This is a genomic window from Pseudoclavibacter endophyticus (genome assembly GCF_008831085.1).
In the GTDB taxonomy this organism is placed as follows: domain Bacteria; phylum Actinomycetota; class Actinomycetes; order Actinomycetales; family Microbacteriaceae; genus Pseudoclavibacter; species Pseudoclavibacter endophyticus.
Map to the genome: position 1 here is coordinate 1,661,041 of NZ_WBJY01000001.1, position 20,437 is coordinate 1,681,477.

Below are 20,437 nucleotides of genomic sequence, written 5' to 3' on the forward strand. Positions count from 1 at the left end.
GGGCAGGTCTTCCAACGATCAGGGCCCGGCCGGGGTGGAACCGCCGAGCGATCGGGAATCCGCGATCAGTGAAGGGGTTGTTTGAGGCCGATCGCCGTGCCGCTCGGGTCGGTGACGTAGGTGACGAGTCCTTGGCCGGGAATTTCATTCACGGCTCCGTCATGCCGCCCGCCCGCCGCTTCGACAGCGGCGACGCTGTCACGGATGTCGTCGACCTCCAGCCAGAGGATCGCCGGCTGTCGACGGTACTCCCGGCTCATGACCGCTCCGTTAATTCCGTTTCCGTCGCCGGTGTCGACGAGGTGATATCCGGGCACGAAGGGTGAGGTCTCGCTCTGCCAGCCGAAGGCGTCCGCGTAGAACCGTGCCGTCGATTCGGGGTCATCGGCAGTGATCTCGAAATGAATGATTCGTCCCATGCAGGCCAACGTAGGACGAATGCACTGCCCCGTCTTGAACGAATCGTTCACTTCGATCGGCGGCAGACCGGTCACCGTGGCGGCATGTCGCGGAACATCATTTCGGCGATTCCGTCCAGACGATCACGGAACGCGGTCGCGTTCATCCCGGTGTGCCGCCGGAACTCGCGCGCGGCGTGCGCCTGATCCGCGTACCCGGCGGCGGCGGCCAGCATCGCCGGGCTATTGCCTCGCGACTGCTCAATCAGCCGGGCCATGAAGCGTTCGTAGCGACGCACTGACAGGTACTCTTTCGGGCTGATGCCGATCCATCGGCGGAATGCGCGATACAGCGTCGCGGTCGACACCCCGAGTGTGGCTCCCAGGCTTGCGACGGTGTGCCCCTCGGTGTCCTGATCCACCATCCGGACGGCGGAGACGACAGTATCCCGTCGCCCTCGCACCGGGCCGGGCGACAGCTCCGCGAGGAGCCATCGGTCGAGCGCGGCGCAGAGATCGTCCTTCAGTGCCGCGTCCGTTGGGTGACCCGTAGCCACGTCACCGATCGGAGTCGGCTCGCGCGGCGCATCGTGCCACGCGGTCGCTGCGCCCCACGGTGTGAATTGCACTCCGACATAGTGAGATGGGCCGCTCTGCACCAGAACATAGGGATCAGTTGTCACGGGCAGCAGCACGTCAGCATTCAGCTCGACCGATGTTGTACCGGGTCGGAGCCGATGACCGGGCTCACCGAGACAGAACTGCACCGTGGCCCTGCCGTTGGGGATGAGCACTGCGCGGATCTCCTCAACGGGTGCTGGCGCGACGATCAGCCAATAGTGTTCCACCGTCTCGCTCAAGCGCGGATCCGGGGCAAACCGCCGATACTCCATGATCACCATTCCACACCAGCGATACGCGACGCCCGAATCCGCGAGAAGAACGGGCTTGGCTCAATCGGTCGAAGTCGAGCCGACGCCGGCACGGTGGAGAGCGCTGAAAAGGGGCAGCGAGGGAGTGAGCGTTCGTCTTGCGGCAGCTGACCGGCGCCGATCGATCACCGTCTCCCGGTGGAATGGACTCCGGGTGATCGGCCGGGGCCCGTCCGCACACCCGCCGTCCACGGCTTCGGCGTCAGCCGCGTCGTCGCGCGTAGACTCATGAGCCCGCTCGGGCACGCCCGCCCCGGCATTGACGACCGACCCCAGGAGCACGATGGCCTGCCAGATCCTCCCGACGATCAGCGGTCCCGCGGATCTGCGGCGGCTGCCGGCGCGCAAGCTCACGCGTTTGGCGGAGGAGATCCGGGCGTTCCTCGTGGACGAGGTCTCTCGCACCGGCGGCCATCTCGGCCCCAACCTCGGAGTCGTCGAACTGACGCTCGCACTCCACCGGGTCTTCGACTCGCCCCGCGACCCAATCATCTTCGACACAGGGCATCAGTCGTACGTGCACAAGCTCGTGACGGGCCGGCAGGACTTCTCTCGGCTGCGCGAGCGCGGGGGACTCGCCGGCTACCCGCAGCGCGAGGAATCGCCCCACGACATCGTCGAGTCGTCGCACGCGTCGTCGTCGCTCAGCTGGGCCGACGGCATCTCGCGTGCCTTCAGCTTGTCCGGACAGGCCGACCGACGCGTCGTCGCGGTCGTCGGCGACGGCGCACTGACCGGCGGCATGACCTGGGAGGCCCTCAACAACATCTCCGACGACAACGCCCGCCGCCTCATCATCGTCGTCAATGACAACGGGCGCTCCTACGCCCCGACGATCGGCGGCGTCGCCCGCTTCTTGAACACCGTCCGCACCCAGCGCAGTTACCGGATGCTCCAGCGCCAGAGCGACGAGGCATTCGGCCGGTTCGGTGGCGCACTTGGCCGGTCCGTCTACCGCGGCATACGGGGCGGGGTGCACGGCTTCCTGAGTCGTTTCACCAACACCGATGAGCTCTATTCGAACCTCGACATCAAGTACCTCGGCCCGGTCGACGGGCATGATCTCGGCGCCCTCGAGCACACGCTCCGTCAGGCGCGCGACTATGGCGCTCCCGTAATCGTTCACGCGATCACCCAGAAGGGGCGCGGCTACCAGCCCGCGATCGACGACGCGGCCGATCAGTTCCACGCGGTCGGCCAGATCGATCCCATCACAGGGGAGCCCGTCTCGGCCGCGGCCGGGCAGTCGTGGACGGGCGTCTTCGCCGACGAGATCGTGCAACTGGCCACACAGGACCCGCGTATCGTCGGCATCACTGCGGCAATGCTTCGCCCCGTCGGGCTCGCCAAGTTCGCGGCGGCGTTTCCCGATCGTGTCCTCGACGTCGGAATTGCCGAGCAGCATGCGGTCACCTCGGCCGCCGGCCTCGCCTTCGGGGGGATGCACCCCGTCGTCGCGATCTACGCCACCTTCGCCAATCGAGCGTTTGACCAGATCCTCATGGACGTCGGACTGCATCGCGCCGGCGTCACCTTCGTGCTCGACCGCGCAGGCATCACGGGCCCGGACGGTCCGAGCCACCACGGCATGTGGGATCTCGCGCTGCTGCAGTCCGTGCCGCACATCCGCATCGCGGCTCCCCGCGACGCAGCGCGTCTCCGGGAGGAGCTGCGCGAAGCCGTTGCCGTCGACGACGCACCGACCGTCGTTCGGTTCTCGAAGGGCAGCGTCGGTCGCGAACTGGTCGCGAGCGCGCGCCTGCGCGACGGCGTTGACGTGCTGCGCTGGGGTTCGAGGCGGGACGTGCTGTTCGTCGGTGTCGGCCCGATGGTCGAGCTCGCGATCGAGGTCGCTGAGCGACTCGAGGCGCAGGGCATCGGCGCGACCGTCGTCGACCCGCGCTGGGTCGTCCCCGTGCCGGCGACGGTGCTCGAGCTCGCGAGCTCGCACCGCCTCGTCGTGACCATCGAAGACGGCATCGTCGTCGGGGGAGTCGGCACGCGCATCCGCCAGGATCTGCGTGCGGCCGCCATCGACACGACGGTCACGGAACTCGGACTGCCCGACGCGTTCATCCCGCACGGCTCGCGGGCGCAGATCCTCGCCGAGGCCGGGCTCACGCCCCAGCGCATCGCGCGCGACGTCGTCGCACAGGTGCTCGGCATCCGCGTTCCCCATGCCCGCCCCGAGCGGGGGGTCGAGAGCGAGCGAGCGCGCGACGCCGAGCGAGCGCCCGACGCGGCGACCCGCAGCGTCTAGCCTCGCCCGCCCCGGCGGCCGGCGTCGCGAGCCCGTGGTCGGGCCATCACCCGGGCTAGCGACCATGGCGCTCCGCCGCGCGTACATGGCTACCGAATCGTCTCGCACCGGTAGCGCGAGCCCGTTCCCGAAGCGAGGCGCCCGGCGCGAGCGCGTCAGCGGTGCGCAGCCCCTCGAAGCGGCGGGTGATGGAAGGTGTCGCCGAACGCCCGCTGCGAGGCACCGGCACGGTCAAGATACGGCGTGATGCCGCCCGCGTGGAACGGCCACCCGGCCCCGAGGATCATGCAGAGATCGATGTCCTCCGCGGCGGCAACGACGTTGTCGTCGAGCATTCGCTTGATCTCGTCAGCGAGGCCGACCTCGACGCGCTGCTGGAACTCCTCGGCCGTGATCGGCTCGCTCCCGCCGGCGACGATCTTGCGAGCCTGCTTGTCGAAGCCCTTGATCTTGCCTTTGCCGTCGCGATCGAAGAGCTTCCCGTAGTCGGCGAGCCGGTGCAGGTTCTCCGACCGGTAGAAGCGGTCGGGGAACGCGGCATGGTTGGTGTCGAGCACGTGCGCCCCCACCTTGAGCCCGACCAGCTCGAGCAGTTCGAAGGGCGACATGGGCATGCCCAAGTCGTCAAGCGCGTTGTCGACGACCTCGAACGGCGTTCCTGTGTCGACGGCGCGCATCGCCTCGCCGAGGACCTTGGCCAGAATGCGGTTCACGACGAAGCCAGGCGTGTCACGCGTGATGATCGCCGTCTTCTTCAACGCCTTCGCCGTCCTCATCGCGGTTGCGAGCGTCGTGTCGTCGGTCGTTCCCGTCTTGACGACCTCGATGAGCGGCATGACCGCCACCGGGTTGAAGAAGTGGAAGCCGACGAGGCGGTTCGGATGCTCGAGCACGCTCGCCATGTCGGGAATCGATAGTCCCGACGTATTGGTGGCGAGGATGCAGTCGTCGGCGACGATCTGCTCGATGTCGCGGAACACCTGCTGCTTGACCTCGAGCTCTTCGAAGACGGCCTCGATGACCCAGTCGCAGTCGGCGAACTCGCGGCGGTCGGTCGTGCCGCGCAGAAGACCGATCAGGCGGTTGTGCTCGTCCGGACCGATGCGCCCCTTGTCGGCCAGTTCCTGCAGTTCCCCACGCACGGAGTCGAGGCCCTTCTCAACGCGCGCCTGGTCGACATCGGTGATCACGACCGGCACCTGCAGACGCCGGACGAACAGCGTCGCGAACTGGCTCGCCATGAGCCCCGCGCCGACGATGCCGACTTTCGTGACCGGCTTCGCGAGCGTCGCATCCGGTGCGCCGGCCGGCTTCTTGGCCCGCTTCTGCACGAGGTTGAACGCGTAGATCGAGGCAATGAACTGGTCACCGGAGATGAGGTCGGCGAGCGCGTCGTCTTCGGCTGCGAACCCCTTCGCCCGGTCATTCGACTTGGCAAGCTTCAGCAGGTCGAGCGCGCGGTAGGGCGAGGCCGGCGTCGTGCCGATCTTCTCCTCGAGGGACTTGCGCGCGATCCCGATCGCGATGTCCCACTTCGCGAGACGCTCGAGCTTGCCCGGCTCGTGCGGGCGCGAGGGCGTGCGAGCACCGGTGATCACCTCGTCGGCCCAGCGCAGCGAGTCCTCGAGGAAGTTCACCGGCTCGAACATCACGTCGGCGATGCCGAGCTCCGCCACCTGGGGGCCCTTGAGCATCCGGTTTTGCTTGAGTGGGTTCTCGATGACGACCTTGAGCGCATTCTCGATACCGATGAGGTTCGGCAGGATCGTGGCCCCGCCCCAGCCGGGAACGAGGCCGAGGAACACCTCTGGCAGTGCGAACGCCGGAACCGACGCGTCGATCGTGCGGTAGTCGCAATTGAGGCCGATCTCGACGCCGCCTCCGAGCGCCAGCCCGTTGTAGAAGGTGAACGTCGGCACGCCGAAGCCCGTGAGCGCCCCCAGCACCTCGTGCCCCAGACGACCGAGGAGTGCCGCGACCTCGCGTGAGGGGATGTCATTGACCCGCGAGAGATCTGCGCCCGCGGCGAAGTTGAACCGCTTGCCGGTGATGGCGAGCGCGTCGATCTCGCCGCGTGCGGCCCGCTCGCGCTGCTGGGCGAAGGTCTCGCCGAGCCCCACGAGCGAACGGGGGCCAAGAGTGTTGGGCCGCTTGTAGTCGTGTCCGTTGTCGAGGGTGATGAGCGCGAGCGTCGCGCCGCTTGGCAGGTCGACGTCGCGCACGAGCCCGCGCGTGGCGACCTCGTCGTCGGCGACTGCGAGCAGGTCGGCGTATCGAGTGCGCAGATCTGTCACTTGTTGCGTCCCTTCTTGGGGGTGCTACCGGTGGCGGCGGCGCGGCTGTGCTTCTTGCCGTTCCAGTTGAGGTTCTCCCAGATGACCGTTCCGCCCTGGCCGAGGCCGACGCACAGGGCCGTGATGCCGTACCGAACCTCCGGGTGGGCTTCGAACTGACGCGAGAGCTGGCTCATGAGGCGCACCCCGGATGAGGCGAGCGGGTGACCGAAGGCGATCGCCCCGCCCCAGCGGTTGACGGCGGGATCATCGTCTTCGATCCCGAAGTGGTCGAGGAACGCGAGCACCTGCACCGCGAAGGCCTCGTTGAGTTCGAACAGGCCGATGTCGTCGATCGTGAGCCCCGCACGACGCAGGGCCTTCTCGGTCGAGGGGATCGGGCCCATGCCCATGATCTCGGGCTCCACGCCGGCGAACGCGAATTGCACCATGCGCATTCGCGGCTCGAGGCCGAAGTCCTTGACCGCCTGGCTCGAGGCGAGGATGCACGCGGTCGCGCCATCGTTGAGTCCGGAGGCGTTGCCGGCCGTGACGCGGCCGTGCGGGCGGAACGGGGTGCTCAGCGTTGCGAGCGTCGCCATGTCGGTGTCGGGGCGCAGCGTTTCGTCGCGCGAGGCGAGCCCCCAGCCCGACTCGCTTTCGAGCGCGACGGGCACGAGGTCGGGCGGAATGTGTCCCTCCTCGTATGCGGCCGCCGCCTTGTGCTGGCTTCGCATGGCATACCGGTCGGAGCGCTCGCGCGTGAGATGGGGGAACCGGTCGTGGATGCGCTCCGCGGTCTTGCCCATGTTGAGCGCGTCTTCGCTGACGAGCTTCTCCGACACGAAGCGAGGGTTCGGGTCGATCCCCTCGCCGAGGGGGTGGTGGCCCATGTGCTCGACCCCGCCGGCGATCGCGACGTCATAGGCGCCGAACGCGATGCCGGAGCCCATCGCGGTGGCCGCCGTCATGGCGCCAGAGCACATGCGGTCGATCGCGAGACCGGGCACGGTGTCGGGCAGGCCGGCGAGGATGCCAACCGAGCGGCCGAGCGTCAGCCCCTGGTCGCCCTGCTGCGTCGTCGCCGCGATGGCGATGTCGTCGTAACGATCGCGCGGGATCGACGGGTTGCGCTCGAGCAGGGCACGAACGGTCTTGACGGCCAGATCGTCGGCTCGGGTCTTCCAGTACATGCCCTTTTCGCCGGCGCGCCCGAAGGGGACTCGAACGCCATCGACGAAGAGGACGTCGCGGTCGCGATTGCCCACGCTGCCTCCATTGGTTGGATCGTTACCGTCATCCTAGAGAGGGAGCGGGTGAGTGACGCATGGCCGTCATGGGATCACGAACGAGGCGCGGGTGCGGCCCGGTTCGCTTGGACACCTTCCACAAGCCGCATCGGCCCATCGCCGAAGGCGGTGCGCCGTCACTCAGCGGAGGACGTCGGAGAACCGGCCGCGCGCTCCGCCGTTTCCGCCTCCTGCGAGCCCGTCGCCGCGAGTGCCGGCGCGTCGCGGAGCGCGGCGGCGATGACGGCAGCCGTGGCCTGTACCTGCCACGGGCGCGCGCCGTACTCGCGGAGTATCGCGCCGACGCTCTCGGGCGTGGGATCCGCCGGCGGCGACCAGCAGACCCGGCGCAGCGTGTCGGGCGTCAACACGTTCTCGACCGGCATGTGGAGCACCTCAGCGAGTTCGGCGAGTTCGGCGCGCACCGATTTGAGGCGCAGGTCGGCGTCGGGGTCGCGTTGCGACCACGTGCGATGCGATGGCATCCCGTTGCCGCTCGAGACGCGACGGGACGGCAGCTCGTCGGTCGCGCGCCCACGTTCGATCGCGGCCCACCACCGCGGAAGCTGCGACCGCGACTCGCGGCCCGTGAACTCGCGTAGCGCCTGCAGCGCGCCCATGGATGAAGGCATCGCCAGCGCCGCCGCCGCGAGCGCCCGGTCGGGGACGATGCGCCCCGGAGCACGATCGGTTTGCCTCGCGTACTCATCGCGGGCGTGCCATAACTCGCGTGCGACCGCCAGCTGTCGCGGCGTCTTCAGCTTCGAGAGACCCGTCAGGCGACGCCATGGCTCTTCGCGCTTCTGCTGTAGTTCGCGGGTGAGGATCGAGTCGAATTCCTCCTCGGCGATGCGCGCCTTGCCCGCCTCGTCGAGGAGCTCCGCCATGATGTCTCGGACATCGAGCAGGAGCTCGACATCGAGGGCGGCGTACTCGAGCCAATCGCGGGGGAGTGGCCGCTTCGACCAGTCGGCTGCGGAGTGCGCCTTGGCGAGGTGCACCCCGAGGAGCTCTTCGACGACGGCGCCGAGACCGACGCGCTCCATGCCGAGCAGCCGGGCGCCGAGCTCGGTGTCGAAGATGCGTTCCGGGTCGAGGTCGATCTCGCGCAGGCAGGGAAGGTCCTGCGTCGCGGCGTGGAAGACCCACTCTTCGTCGCCGATGACGTCGCCGAGGTCGCCGAGCGAGCCGAAGGGGATCGGGTCGATCAGGAACGTGCCGGCGCCCCTCCGGTAGAACTGCACGAGATAGGCGCGGTCGGAGTACCGGAACCCGCTCGCGCGCTCGGCATCGACCGCAACGGGACCAATGCCCTGGCCGAGGCGCCGAATCGCGTGCTCGAGCAACGGTCCGGTGTCGACGACGGCCAGTCGGTCGACGGCCGGCCGTTCGCCCGCGGGGTGCTCGGCGGCGGGATGCTCCGCGCCCGAAGGCTCGGGCCCGGAGGACGTCCAGGGGGTCAACGGCTCAGCTGCCACGGGGTCCCCGGCGCGGGCGAAGCACGGCGACGTCGTCGGTTTCGACCGGTGGCAGCCCTGCCAGCAGGCAGAGCAGGTCTCCCCAGGCTTCGGCATGCGCCGCGAACGCCGTGTCGCGCGGGGTCCACGAGGCGCGGATCTCGATCTGCGCGCCGACGCCCTGCGATTCGAGCTCACCGAACCCTCGTGAATTGATGATGGTCGCCGTGCCGGATGCGTGCGTGTAGTCGGCGCCACGCGCGGCGAGGGCGTCGACCAGCCATGCCCACGCCACCTCCGAGACGAACGGGTCGACGCCGATCTCGGGTTCCAGCGGCGCTTGCGCGAACGTGACGACGCGGAAGTCGCTGTGCCACGCGTCGGGCTCGTCGGGGTCGTGCAACAGGATGAACCGTCCGGTTCCGACCTCGGAGTCGCCTTCGTCGGCCATGGGGTCGACATCGCCCGCGAACGCGATCGAATTCGGCGCCAGTCCGGCGGGGGAGCGGATCTCGTGCACGCGGACCTCGGACCTATAGGTGGCCCCGCGCACCGAATCGGCCGCGGCCTCGAAGGCTCCGGGCGGGACATGCAGGCTCACTACCACGCGTCGAGACTATGCTCGTCGGGTGCCCTCCCGGGGGCGGCACGCCGCGTGTGCGGCGACGCACCGAGCACCGCATCGACTTCGACGAGGACGGTACGTTCATGCCCGGATTTCGACGCAGCACCGGACGGCGCGATCGCACGGCGACGTGGGGGGCCGAGGTCGCGCGCGCCGCTGCCGGACTGTCGCTGGCGGCCACCGTCGTGATGTCCACCATCGCCGCCGTGGGCAGCACGGTCGGCGTCCTCGTCGGACGAGCCGTCGTAACGCCGCCGGATCAGCGTCGCGACCCTGTGCGTCTGCACGCCATCGATCCGGCCGCGAGCACCGTGACCCTGGCGCGCACGACGGAATCGGCAGCTGCCGGGAACTACACCCTGGTGTATGCGGCCGGCCGCGGCAGCTGCCGTCTCGGTGAGATCGTCTCGGAGAACGAGCGCACCGTCACCCGCCGCTACTCCGACGAGACGGGCGCCGCCCTCGAGGAGCAGCAGTTCGTGCGCGTCGCCTCTGCGCCCGAACGCTCGATCGACGACGTCGGGGTTCCCTGGGGTGAACGTCGCGTGCCAACCGAGCTCGGCGACGCTCCGGCATGGCTGTTCGAGGCTCCAGGTTCGCGTGACTGGGCGATCCATGTGCACGGGCGAGGCGCCGTGCTGACCGAACCGCTGCGGTCGGTGCGGCTCCTGCATGACGAGGGCTGGACTTCGCTCGTGATCTCGTATCGAAACGATCTCGGCGCACCCCGGTCGCCCGACGGGAAGTTCGGTCTCGGCGCGACGGAATGGCGCGACGTCGAAGCGGCCATGGCGTTCGCGCTTTCTCGTGGCGCGGAGCGCCTGTTGCTCGTCGGCTGGTCGATGGGCGGGGCGACCGTGATGCAGGCACTTTTCGCGTCGGCGCACCGCGACAGGGTGATCGGCGTCGTGCTGGAGTCGCCAGTCGTGAGCTGGCGCGCGACGCTCGCGCTGCAGGGGCGCCGGCTGAAGCTGCCGTGGTGGGTCATCCGATTCACCACGTGGCTCCTGGCCTCGCCGCTCGCGCCGCTCCTGGTGCGAACCGCCGCGCCCATCCCGATCGACGCGATGGAGCTGACGCGGCGGGCGGGCGATCTGCGCGTGCCGGTGCTGCTGTTCCACTCGACGGGCGACACCGTTGTGCCGTACCACCCCAGTGCCCGCCTGGCCCGCGCCCGGCCCGACCTGGTCACGTACGAGCAGTTCGACGAGGCGCTCCACGTGCGCAATTGGAACGTCGACGCCCCCCGGTGGGAGCGGGCGTGGCGCCAGTGGGTGCGTCAGTTCACCTCGGTCGAGGAGGCGTCAGCGGTTTCGGCCACGAGCCGCGAGTAGACGAATCCGAGGTCGTCGGCCGCGAGGAGGGCGCGCCGGTATCGGCGCGGCGCCGTCGAGCCGGGAAGCCCCGGCGAGTCCGGATCGCCGAAGACGGGCGCCTGTGTCAGGCACACCTCGTCGATGGCCTCCGCGTCGAGGAACTGGGCGATGAGGCCGGAACCGCCCTCCACGACCAGCCGGTCGAGGCCGTGTGAGCGACACCACTCGACGACCGCGTCGACGCCGAAGCGCTCGCCGGTCGGATGATGCATGGACGCTCCCGGCATGGTGCGCGCGACGGTCGGGGCGGCGCTTCGCGGGCACACCACCGTGACGCGCTGTTCGGCGATCGCCGGGCTGATGTGGTGGCCTGTGAGATCGCCGCTGTTGGTCACGACGACGAGTCGCCGCGGGCCGGTCGCCATGTGCACTTCCTGCCGGACGGTCTCGGCGCCCACGATGATCGCGTCGCTTGCGAGCCGGATGCGTCGCAGAATCGCTCGGTCGGCGCGGTTCGAGATCGAGTCGCTCGTCCCGTCCGGCCCGGCCGCGCGGGCGTTGAGGGTGCCGAGCATGTTCATGCGCACCCATGGCCCCGGGGGCGGGGCGTAGAGGCGATCAAGCTCGGCGAGCGCCTCGTCAGTGCCGACGTCGATCACCGACCCGGGCGTGATGGGCGGGGCGACGCGACCGTCGCTCCAGAGCAGGCGGAACTCCCGGGGCGCCGGCATCGGCAACGTCACGACTCGTCTCCGGGCGGGGCCGAAGCCGCACCGGCGGCCGCCGCCGCCCGCTCATCGAGCCGCAGCCGCGCCTGGCGCTTGGCCCGTTCGAGCATGCCGACCATGCCGCGCAGACGAAGCGGCGAGACGAGCTCGGTGAGTCCGAGGCCGAAGGGCATATCGCTGTCGATCGCGAACAGCTCGTCGACGCCGATGCCCTCGGTGCCCTGCTGCAGGATCGACGCGAAACCCCGCGTCGTCGGGGCCTCCTCGGGGGCCGACGCGAACATCCGCACCTCGTCGCGATCGTCGACCTCGACGAACAGGAACACGGGCGACTGGCACTCGAGGACGCGCTCGAGCAGGTCGGGATGATCGGCGTAGCGGGACGGCAGATCCGGCAGCTCGCCGGCGAATTCGAGCAGCAACGTCAGCCGCTCCGACGCGGGAAGGTCGTGAAACTCACCGCGGATCTCGGCAAGCGGCGCGGGCAGCCGGTCACGGCCCCCCGCGACGCCGGTCTCGTTCGCGCCGGTCACGCGGGAACCTCACCGCGGGCGGAACCCTTGACGACCGGGGCCCCGACGAGACTGCCCCACTCGGTCCACGACCCGTCGTAGTTGCGGGCGCTCTCGATGCCGAGCAGGTGATGCAGGGCGAACCAGGTGTGGCTGGAGCGTTCGCCGATCCGGCAGTACGCGATCACCGGCCCGTCGGGGTCGACGCCCGCGCCACCGGCCTCGGGGCTGCCGAAGTAGATCGACTCGAGCTCTGCGCGCGGCTTGAAGCGCCCATCCTCGCCGACGGCCTTACTCCACGGGACAGAGGCGGCCGACGGGATGTGTCCCGCGCGAAGCGCCCCCTCGTCCGGGTACGCGGGCGCCGTGGCGCGCTCGCCCGAGTACTCCTCGGGGCTGCGCACGTCGACGAGCGGCTTGCCGAGATGCGCGACGACGTCGTCGCGGAACGCCCGGAAGGTGGCGTCATCGCGCACGACAACGGGATAGTCGGTGGGAGGACGCCGCGTCGCCTCGGTCGTGAGCTCTCGGCCTTCAGCGATCCACGCGTCGCGGCCGCCGTCCATGAGCCGCACGTCTTCGTGCCCGAAGAGCGTGGCGATCCACAGCGCGTACGCCGCCCACCAGTTGTTCTTGTCGCCGTAGATGACGAGCGTGTCGTCGCGAGAGATGCCGCGTTCGCTCATGAGCTTGGCCCACCCCGCGCCGTCGACGAAGTCGCGCGTGACCGGATCGTTCAGGTCGACGTGCCAATCGAGCTTGACGGCGCCCGGGATGTGACCGACCTCGTACAGCAGCACGTCTTCGTCGGACTCGATGATCACGAGCCCGTCCTCGCCCAGGTGCTTCGCCACCCACTCGGTCGAGACGAGTCGCTCGGGATGCGCGTACTCGGCGAAGCGGGGATCGCGGTCGATGTCGACGGGCATGGCTGCTCCTTCGGTGTCTGATGCGCCGACGCCGCGGGCGGCGGCGGGGTCGGCAACCGCATGTCTCAGCGGCGGCCACGCGGGTTGCGCGACCTCACCCATCTTAGAAACACCCGCCGACACTGCATCCTTCCCGATCCGACTACGCTGTTGTCGCCCGATCGCCCGTCGCTGAGATCGCCTCGATCAGCCGGCCGGGCCGCAGCCGGCGTCCGCCGGCGACAACGCGAAGGAAGTGCATGAGCAACGGTCGCATCGTTCACCTGTCCGAACGCGTGCCTGAGGTGTCGGCCGACGAGATGGTGCGCGCGCTCGTGCCACCGCGGCAGTTCAATGAGGCCCGTTTCGAGACGTACCGGCCCGACGACGAGTACCCGTCGCAGGCCGAGGCACTCCTCGCCGCACAGCGGTTCAGCGGGCAGAAGGTCGCCGCCGCGGCCACGGGCGGTCGATCCTTCTTCGACCGGTTCAAGCCGCAGCCCGCCGTCAAGCCGGGGCTCTACCTCGACGGCGGCTTCGGGGTCGGCAAGACCCACCTGCTCGCCTCGATCTGGCACGCGTATCCAGGCCGCAAGTACTTCGGCACGTTCATCGAGTACACCGCGCTCATCGGCGCGCTCGGATTCAGCGAGACCGTTCGCACGCTCCGCGGAACGAAGCTCATCGCGATCGACGAGTTCGAGCTCGACGACCCCGGCGACACCATGATGATGTCAAAACTGCTCGGCGAGCTGGTCGAAACGGGAACCAACGTCGCCGCAACGAGCAACACCCCGCCGAACGCTCTCGGCGAGGGGCGGTTCGCGGCGCAGGACTTCCTCCGTGAGATCACGAAGCTCGCCGACGTCTTCCAGACCATCCGCATCGATGGCACCGACTACCGGCGTCGCACGATCGCGGGGCACGCCGAGGTCACGCCGCCGAGCGCGCTCGAGCGCGAGGTCGACGCCCGCGTGTCGGCCGGTCAGATCGTGGCGCACGACCACTTCGGCACCCTCATCCGCCACCTGGCCCGCGTACATCCTTCCAAGTACGTCCGCCTCGTCGCCGGCATCGACGCGCTCGCCCTGGACGACGTCTACGAACTCACCGACCAGGCCGATGCCCTTCGCTTCGTCGCGTTCATCGACCGCATCTATGACGCACAGGTGCCGGTGACGGCGTCGGGCACGGCGCTCGATGAGATCTTCGGTGGCGGGATGCTCGAGGGCGGCTACCGCAAGAAGTACCTGCGCTGCGTCTCGCGTCTCATCGCCTCGACGGCCGCCGCCGCCGAGTCGCGCCCGTAGTCCAAACCGAGTCGCGCCCGTCGTCGAAACCGAGTCGCGCCCGCCGTCGAAACACAGACGTAACGCGCTCGCCTGCATCGAAACACGTTCGAAACCCGACCGCAGCGCGGATGACACCGCAGCGCCGTTGACTCCTTGACAGCGGACCCGCGTCACGACACCGCCACCGAACCAGTGGCACCGCGGGTCACGAAAGGACTCACGATGGATACTGGTGGAATGGCCTGGCTGCTGATCAGCGCAGCTCTCGTGCTCTTGATGACGCCCGGTCTCGCGTTCTTCTACGGCGGCATGGTCAAGGAGAAGAGCGTCATCTCGATGATGATGCTGAGCTTCGGTTCGATGGGGCTCGTAATCGTCCTGTGGATCCTCTACGGCCACAGCATGTCGGCCGTCTCGGGCGAGTCGTTCTTCCAGTTCGCGGGGAACCCATTCGAGGACTTCGCGATGACGAGCCTCGTCGACGACAACGAGGGCCTCGCCGGCTCGGCCTTCGGCGCGACCTTCGCCATCATCACGACGGCTCTGGTCTCCGGCGCGATCGCCGACCGCGCGAAGTTCAGCTCCTGGATGATCTTCGCCGGCGTGTTCGCGACGCTCGTGTATTTCCCCGTTGCCGCCTGGGTCTGGGGCGGCGGCTGGATCATGCAGCTCGGCGAGGCGATGGGCTTCGAGGGCATCGAGGTCATCGACTACGCCGGCGGGACCGCGGTGCACATCAACGCCGGCGCCGCAGCACTCGCGCTGGCCATCGTGCTCGGCCGTCGCCACGGCTTCGAGAAGGGAATCCTCAAGCCGCACAACGTCCCGCTCGTGCTCATCGGGACCGCCCTGCTCTGGTTCGGCTGGTTCGGGTTCAACGTCGGCGCGGAAGGCACGGCCAACCTCATCGAGGGCGTGCCGGGGCTCATCTTCATCAACACGATGGCCGCCCCCGCCGCCGGCATCCTCGGCTGGATCCTCATCGAACGCATCCGCAACGGTCGTCCCACGTCGATCGGCGCCGCGTCGGGCGCCATCGCCGGCCTGGTCGCTATCACGCCGGCCTGCGCGGTACTGACCCCCGGCTGGGCCCTCCTGCTCGGTTTCGTCTCCGGCGTGCTGTGCTGCCTCGCTGTCGAGCTGAAGTTCAAGCTCGGCTTCGACGACTCGCTCGACGTCGTGGGCCTGCACCTCGTCGGCGGCCTCATCGGCTCGATCTTCCCTGGCCTGTTCGCCTTCGAGACCGGCCTCTTCACGGGCGGCGACGCGAGCCAGCTTCTGGTCCAGGTAATCGCCTCGGTCGCGGTGCTCGTCTACTCCTTCGTTGTGTCGTTCGTCGTCGCGTCGGTGATCCAGAAGACCGTCGGATTCCGCATCCGGCATGAAGACGAGGTGGCGGGCGTCGACGTGGTCGTGCACGGCGAAACCGGGTACGCGCTGGCGCGGTGACCACGCGTCCATAACGCGCTCGCGGAACCCGTGCGTCCGCCGCCTCAGCATCGGGGGCCATTCGTCCAGCTAGCCTGGAGGAATGGCCCCCGATGTCATCGCCGCGATCGTCGCCGGCATCCTCGCGATCGTCGGCGTGCTCGGCATCATCCTCCCGGTCCTGCCCGGCTCCATCACCGTGCTGATCGGGCTGCTCGTGTGGGCGATCTGGGGAGGCTCCGGATGGGCCTGGGCGGCCTTCGCGATCGGCGGGGTTCCCGTGCTCATCGGCATGATCAGCGGCTGGGTGCTGGCCAAGCGCGGGCTCGACAAGCGCAAGATCCCGAACTGGCCCGTGCTCGTCGCTGCGGGGGCCGGCATCGTCGGTCTCTTCGTCATCCCGCTGCTCGGGCTCCCCATCGGATTCATCGTCGGCCTCGTCGTCGCCGAGTACTTCCGGCTCGGTGACTGGAAGCAGGCGCTCGACACGTCGTGGGTCGCGATGAAGTCGCTCGGGCTCGGCATGCTGATCGAGCTCGCGTGCGCCTTCTTCGCGTTCATGGTCCTCGCGATCTCGATCCTCGTGCATTTCGCGACCGGGGCGTGACGACGCCGCGCCGGCGTTCGCGGGCATGCCGCGGCCGCCACGTGTCGCGTCCACGCGGAGCGGCAACACCCCGCGCGCGTGGATTAGGCTGTCCTGGTTGCGCAACGCCCTGGCCACGGTCCGGATGAGGTGCGCGCCCCACGAGCAATCCCGGCGCCCGCCGTGCGCGGTGTCCGGGAGGAAACAGGCATGACGTCTCAGCGACACGACCACCGGAACGCCACCGCGCGCGCTCGTCCGTCGTCACTCCGTGAGGGATCGACGGGAACGGGACGCGGGCACGGCAAGGCGATCCTGCTCGGCGAGCACTCGATCGTGTACGAGGGACCGGCGATCGCGCTCCCGCTCCTGGAGATGAACGCGACGGCGAGCATCCGTGCCGCACCAGAGGCCCGCATCGCGAGCGATCTCTACGAGGGCGCCGTCGACGGCGCCCCCGCGCGCTTCGCGCCCATCGTCGAGGCTGTTCGCGCCGCCCGCGCCGTCCTCGCACCCGGTGCCGGCCCGTTCGAACTGACCCTGCACAGCGACATTCCGTACGAACGGGGACTGGGCTCCAGCGCCGCAACCGCCGCCGCCATCGTCACGGCGGTCGCCGACGCAGTCGGTGCCGCGCCGGACGAGGACACGCGCCACGAACTCATCCAGCGCGCCGAGCGGGTCGCGCACGGCGCGCCGAGCGGGCTCGACGCGCGCGCCGTCGTCGCGCCGACGCCGATCCGCTTCGACCGGGGGCGCGCCGAGCCGGCCGGCGTCGCGTCGCCCTTGACGTTCGTGGTCGCCGACACCGGCGTGCGCGGCTCGACCCGTGAGGCGGTCGCCTCGGTCCGCGCGCGCCGCGAGGCCGACCGGGCCGGGATCGACGCGGTCATCCGGCGGCTCGCAACGCTTGCCGACGAGGCCGCCGCCGATCTGGTCGACGGGCGCGCGGATGCGCTAGGTGACCGGATGAACGAGGCGCACGCCCTGCTCGTCCGCATCGACGTCTCGAGCCACGAGCTCGACGCGCTCGTGGTCGCCGCCACCGCCGCCGGCGCCCTCGGTGCGAAGCTCACCGGGGGAGGACGGGGCGGCTGCGTGCTGGCGCTCGCCCCCTCCCGTGAGGACGCACCGCCGCTCGCGTCGGCGCTCGTCGCCGCCGGGGCGGCGAGGGTCTGGACGACGACCGTGGGCGCAAGCTCGAATCAGGAGGCGGAATGACGACGGTGGCGCCATCGGCAGGAGCGGGCGATGAGCGCGCCCAGACCTCGAACGCATCGGCGACCGCGCGCGCCTACCCGAACATCGCGCTCGTGAAGTACTGGGGCAAGCGCGACGAACGGCTCATGCTGCCGGCAGCCGGAAGCCTCTCGCTCACCCTCGACGTCTTCCCGACCGAGACCACCGTGACGGTTGATCCCGGCGCCGATCGTGACCGGTTCGAGCTCGACGGCGCGCCCGCGAGCGAGGAGCAGACCGGTCGCGTGACGCGCTTTCTCGATCTCGTCCGCGAACGCGCCGGGACGACGGCGCGCGCGGTCGTGCGCTCCACGAACGCTGCCCCGACGGGCGCGGGCCTTGCGAGCTCGGCGTCGGGGTTCGCGGCTCTGGCCGTGAGCGCCGCGGCGGCTTACCGTCTCGACGCCGACCGGCTCGCGCTCAGCCGCCTCGCCCGCCGAGGCTCTGGATCGGCCGCGCGATCGATCGTGCCCGGCGTCGCCGTGTGGCATGCGGGCGAAGACGACGGGTCGTCGTTCGCGGAGCCCGTCGACGCGCCGCCGCTCAGCATGGTGATCGTGACGATCGACCGGGCGATGAAGGCCGTCTCAAGCCGCGAGGCCATGCGCCGAACGGCGCTCACGTCGCCGTTCCACGCTGCCTGGATCTCCGACACGGCCCAGGCGCTCGAGGCGATGCTGGTCGCCTGCCGCGACGGCGACTTCACACGGATCGGCCGCATCACCGAGACGAACGCCCTGCGAATGCACGCCGTGATCCAGTCGGCCGACCCACCGATCCAGTATCTCGCCCCCACGAGCGTCGCGGCGTTCGACGAAGTGCGCCGCTTGCGCGCGGAGGGACTCGAGGCGTACGCAACCGCCGACGCGGGCCCCAACGTCGTCGCGCTGGCGCGCCCCGCCGACGCCGAGGCCGTCGCGGACGCGCTCGCGCACCTCGGCGAGACCACCATCGCAGGTCCCGGGCCCGGTGCCGCGTTGGTCGAACCGGCCGGAGGCACCGCGTGATCGAGACCCGCGCACCCGGCAAGCTCTTCGTTGCCGGCGAGTACGCGGTCGTCGAGCCGGCGCAGCCCTCGGTGCTCGTCGCCGTCGACCGGTACATCACCGTCGGCGTGACGCCGAGTGAGGACGAAGGCCGCGTGCACTCGTCCGAATACGGGCGGTTGCCGCTCGTGTGGTCGCGCGACCCCGACGGGGATCGCATCGTCATCGAGCACCAACCCGCCGACTACGTCATGAGCGCCATCGCGACGGTCGACCGCCTGCGGGTCGAACGCGGGATTCCCGGGCACTACTTCGACCTGCATATCTCCAGCGAGCTCGACGACGCCGACGGCCGCAAGTTCGGGCTCGGATCGTCGGCCGCCGTCACGGTCGCCGTCGTCGCGGCGCTCGATGAGCTCTACGGCATGTCGCTCAGCCGCACCGAGCGTTTCCAGCTCGCGCTGCTGGCGACGATCACGATCGCGCCGGGCGCATCCGGCGGCGATCTCGCCGCCAGCACCTACGGCGGGTGGATCCGGTACTCGGCCCCCGACCGTTCCCGGCTCGCATCGCACGTCGATCAGCACGGCATCGCGGCGACGCTCTCGGATGCCGAAGCCTGGCAGGGATTCGACGTCGCGTCGCTCGAGCCCCCGGCCGGCCTGAGGCTGCTCGTCGGCTGGACGGGCTCGCCAGCCTCCACGGAGCGGTTGGTGAGAGGCGTGCGTGGTGGCGCCGGGGGACGCGCCCACCGCCGCGGCCCGGACTACGAGACCTTCCTGGCCGAGAGCGCGAGCTGCGTCGCGGATCTCGTCGATAACCTGACGCCGAGCGGCTCGCCCGCCGTCGCGCTCGACGCGATCCGCCGGGCCCGCCGCCTGCTGCAGGCGCTCGGCGACGCGACCGGAATCGAGATCGAGACGCCGACGCTGCGGAGACTCTGCGACAGCGCCGAGCGCGGCGGAGCGGCGGGCAAACCCTCGGGCGCCGGCGGGGGCGACTGCGGCATCGTGCTGGCACCGGGCCACGTCGACGCCGACGCGATGCACGACGCGTGGCGCGCCGCGGGCATCCGGCCGCTCGAGCTCACCGTGCACCCGACGGAGAAAGACCAGCATGAGCGCTGACCGCCAGGGGCCGTCACAGGCCTCACGCCGCAAGGACGAGCACATCGAGCTCGCCTCGTCGCAGTCGCCCGCGGCCGCCAACGACTTCGACGACGTCGAGCTCGTGCACCACGCGCTCGACGGCGTGAACGCGGAGCGCGTGTGCCTCGACACCAGCATCGACGGCTGGCGCTGGCCCGTTCCGCTCTTCATCAACGGCATGACCGGGGGGTCGGCCGGCTCGGAGCGCATCAACCGCGCCCTCGCCGTCGCGGCGCGCGAGCACGGCATGCCCGTGGCATCTGGATCAGTCGGCGTCGCCCTCGACGACCCCGAAACGGCGCGGACCTTCCGGGTGCTCCGCGACGAAAACCCCGACGGCATCGTCATCGCCAACCTCGGCGCCGGGCGCAGCGCCGACGAGGCGCTGCGAGCCATCGAACTCCTCGAGGCGGATGCGCTGCAGGTGCACCTCAACGCCGTGCAGGAGACGGTCATGCCGGAGGGCGCGCGCGACTTCTCGGGTTGGGCCCCGCTCATCGAGGCGATCGTCGCCGCGTCGCCCGTTCCGGTGTTCGTGAAGGAGGTCGGGTTTGGGCTCAGCCGGCGAACGCTGCACCGGCTGCGCGACCTCGGCGTGCGCGTCGCGGATGTCGCCGGGCGGGGCGGCACCGACTTCGCGCGCATCGAGAACGACCGCCGCGATACCGGTGACTTCGCCTATCTCGCCGGGTATGGCCAGTCGGCGGTCGAGTGCTTGCTCGAGGGCCGGGGCGTGCTGCCGGCCCTGCTCGCCTCCGGCGGGGTTCGCACGCCGCTGGACGCCGTCCGCGCGCTCGCGCTGGGGGCCGACGCGGTCGGCGTCGCCGGCGTCTTCCTTCGCGCGGCGATGCAGAGCGAGACCCGTGCCGTTCAGGTGATCGGCGCATGGCGCACCCAGCTCGCTCAGCTGCTCGCGATGCTCGGCGCCGAGACTGTCGCCGAGCTCGCGTCGCACGACGTGCTCGTGCGCGGACGCGTGCGCGAGTTCTGCGAGCTGCGGGGGATCGACCCCACCCGCCGCCGGGCGCCCGACGCACCGAGCGCGCGGTGAGAGTTGTGA

Annotated in this window: 18 protein-coding genes; 9 read left to right on the top strand and 9 right to left on the bottom strand. The window is 70.0% G+C overall.

The genetic code is table 11. From position 1 onward, the window contains the following. Positions 1-65 precede the first annotated feature (65 nt). Entirely contained in the window at positions 66-494 is a 429-nt protein-coding gene (locus F8O04_RS07430; protein WP_192497426.1) for a VOC family protein, read from the bottom strand. Next, positions 491-1,300: a helix-turn-helix domain-containing protein gene (locus F8O04_RS07435; protein ID WP_158028620.1), complete on the bottom strand. Its 810-nt coding sequence runs from the start codon at positions 1,298-1,300 to the stop codon at positions 491-493. The genes F8O04_RS07430 and F8O04_RS07435 overlap by 4 nt, the downstream gene beginning before the upstream one ends. A 313-nt stretch (positions 1,301-1,613) precedes the next feature. Between F8O04_RS07435 and dxs the strand changes: the two genes are divergently transcribed. Next, on the top strand, positions 1,614-3,590 hold the full coding sequence (gene dxs, locus F8O04_RS07440) for a 1-deoxy-D-xylulose-5-phosphate synthase (RefSeq protein WP_158028621.1): 1,977 nt from the start codon (positions 1,614-1,616) through the stop codon (positions 3,588-3,590). 155 nt (positions 3,591-3,745) lie between these two features. On the opposite strand, the gene F8O04_RS07445 is transcribed toward dxs, so the two are convergent. From F8O04_RS07445 to F8O04_RS07460, 4 genes are all read right to left on the bottom strand, one after another. Further along, entirely contained in the window at positions 3,746-5,884 is a 2,139-nt protein-coding gene (locus F8O04_RS07445) for a 3-hydroxyacyl-CoA dehydrogenase NAD-binding domain-containing protein (protein WP_158028622.1), read from the bottom strand. Next, positions 5,881-7,131, bottom strand: coding sequence for a thiolase family protein (locus F8O04_RS07450; protein WP_158028623.1), 1,251 nt, complete (start codon positions 7,129-7,131; stop codon positions 5,881-5,883). Before F8O04_RS07450 ends, F8O04_RS07445 begins: the two co-directional genes overlap by 4 nt. Before the next feature lie 158 nt (positions 7,132-7,289). After that, positions 7,290-8,522, bottom strand: a complete 1,233-nt coding sequence (locus tag F8O04_RS07455) for a ribonuclease D (RefSeq protein WP_225734990.1) — start codon at positions 8,520-8,522, stop codon at positions 7,290-7,292. Between the two features lie 97 nt (positions 8,523-8,619). Further along, on the bottom strand, positions 8,620-9,204 hold the full coding sequence (locus F8O04_RS07460; RefSeq protein ID WP_373285873.1) for a DUF3000 domain-containing protein: 585 nt from the start codon (positions 9,202-9,204) through the stop codon (positions 8,620-8,622). A gap of 113 nt (positions 9,205-9,317) precedes the next feature. On the opposite strand from F8O04_RS07460, the gene F8O04_RS07465 reads away from it, so the two are divergent. After that, on the top strand, positions 9,318-10,568 hold the full coding sequence (locus F8O04_RS07465; protein ID WP_188726213.1) for an alpha/beta hydrolase family protein: 1,251 nt from the start codon (positions 9,318-9,320) through the stop codon (positions 10,566-10,568). Here the strand turns inward: F8O04_RS07465 and F8O04_RS07470 are convergent. The 3 genes from F8O04_RS07470 to F8O04_RS07480 are packed head-to-tail and all read right to left on the bottom strand — an operon-like array spanning position 10,514 to position 12,719. Beyond that, positions 10,514-11,293, bottom strand: a complete 780-nt coding sequence (locus F8O04_RS07470; protein ID WP_158028627.1) for a dihydrofolate reductase family protein — start codon at positions 11,291-11,293, stop codon at positions 10,514-10,516. The two genes, F8O04_RS07465 and F8O04_RS07470, sit on opposite strands and share 55 nt — an antisense overlap. Next, entirely contained in the window at positions 11,290-11,811 is a 522-nt protein-coding gene (locus F8O04_RS07475) for a SufE family protein (RefSeq protein ID WP_225734912.1), read from the bottom strand. Before F8O04_RS07475 ends, F8O04_RS07470 begins: the two co-directional genes overlap by 4 nt. Then, positions 11,808-12,719, bottom strand: a complete 912-nt coding sequence (locus tag F8O04_RS07480; protein WP_158028628.1) for a sulfurtransferase — start codon at positions 12,717-12,719, stop codon at positions 11,808-11,810. Before F8O04_RS07480 ends, F8O04_RS07475 begins: the two co-directional genes overlap by 4 nt. Before the next feature lie 239 nt (positions 12,720-12,958). Between F8O04_RS07480 and zapE the strand changes: the two genes are divergently transcribed. From zapE to fni, 7 genes are all read left to right on the top strand, one after another. After that, a complete protein-coding gene (gene zapE / locus F8O04_RS07485; protein WP_158028629.1) occupies positions 12,959-14,008 on the top strand; it encodes a cell division protein ZapE in 1,050 nt (349 codons plus the stop codon). A 204-nt stretch (positions 14,009-14,212) separates the two neighbouring features. Beyond that, entirely contained in the window at positions 14,213-15,439 is a 1,227-nt protein-coding gene (locus F8O04_RS07490; RefSeq protein ID WP_158028630.1) for an ammonium transporter, read from the top strand. 82 nt (positions 15,440-15,521) lie between these two features. After that, positions 15,522-16,025, top strand: coding sequence for a DUF456 domain-containing protein (locus tag F8O04_RS07495; protein ID WP_158028631.1), 504 nt, complete (start codon positions 15,522-15,524; stop codon positions 16,023-16,025). A gap of 189 nt (positions 16,026-16,214) precedes the next feature. After that, entirely contained in the window at positions 16,215-17,225 is a 1,011-nt protein-coding gene (mvk, locus tag F8O04_RS07500; RefSeq protein WP_158028632.1) for a mevalonate kinase, read from the top strand. Beyond that, complete coding sequence (mvaD, locus tag F8O04_RS07505; RefSeq protein WP_158028633.1) at positions 17,222-18,250, top strand: diphosphomevalonate decarboxylase; 1,029 nt, start codon at positions 17,222-17,224, stop codon at positions 18,248-18,250. Before mvk ends, mvaD begins: the two co-directional genes overlap by 4 nt. Continuing rightward, positions 18,247-19,356, top strand: a complete 1,110-nt coding sequence (locus F8O04_RS07510; protein ID WP_158028634.1) for a phosphomevalonate kinase — start codon at positions 18,247-18,249, stop codon at positions 19,354-19,356. The genes mvaD and F8O04_RS07510 overlap by 4 nt, the downstream gene beginning before the upstream one ends. Beyond that, positions 19,346-20,428, top strand: a complete 1,083-nt coding sequence (fni, locus tag F8O04_RS07515) for a type 2 isopentenyl-diphosphate Delta-isomerase (protein WP_158028635.1) — start codon at positions 19,346-19,348, stop codon at positions 20,426-20,428. Before F8O04_RS07510 ends, fni begins: the two co-directional genes overlap by 11 nt. Positions 20,429-20,437: the final 9 nt, after the last annotated feature.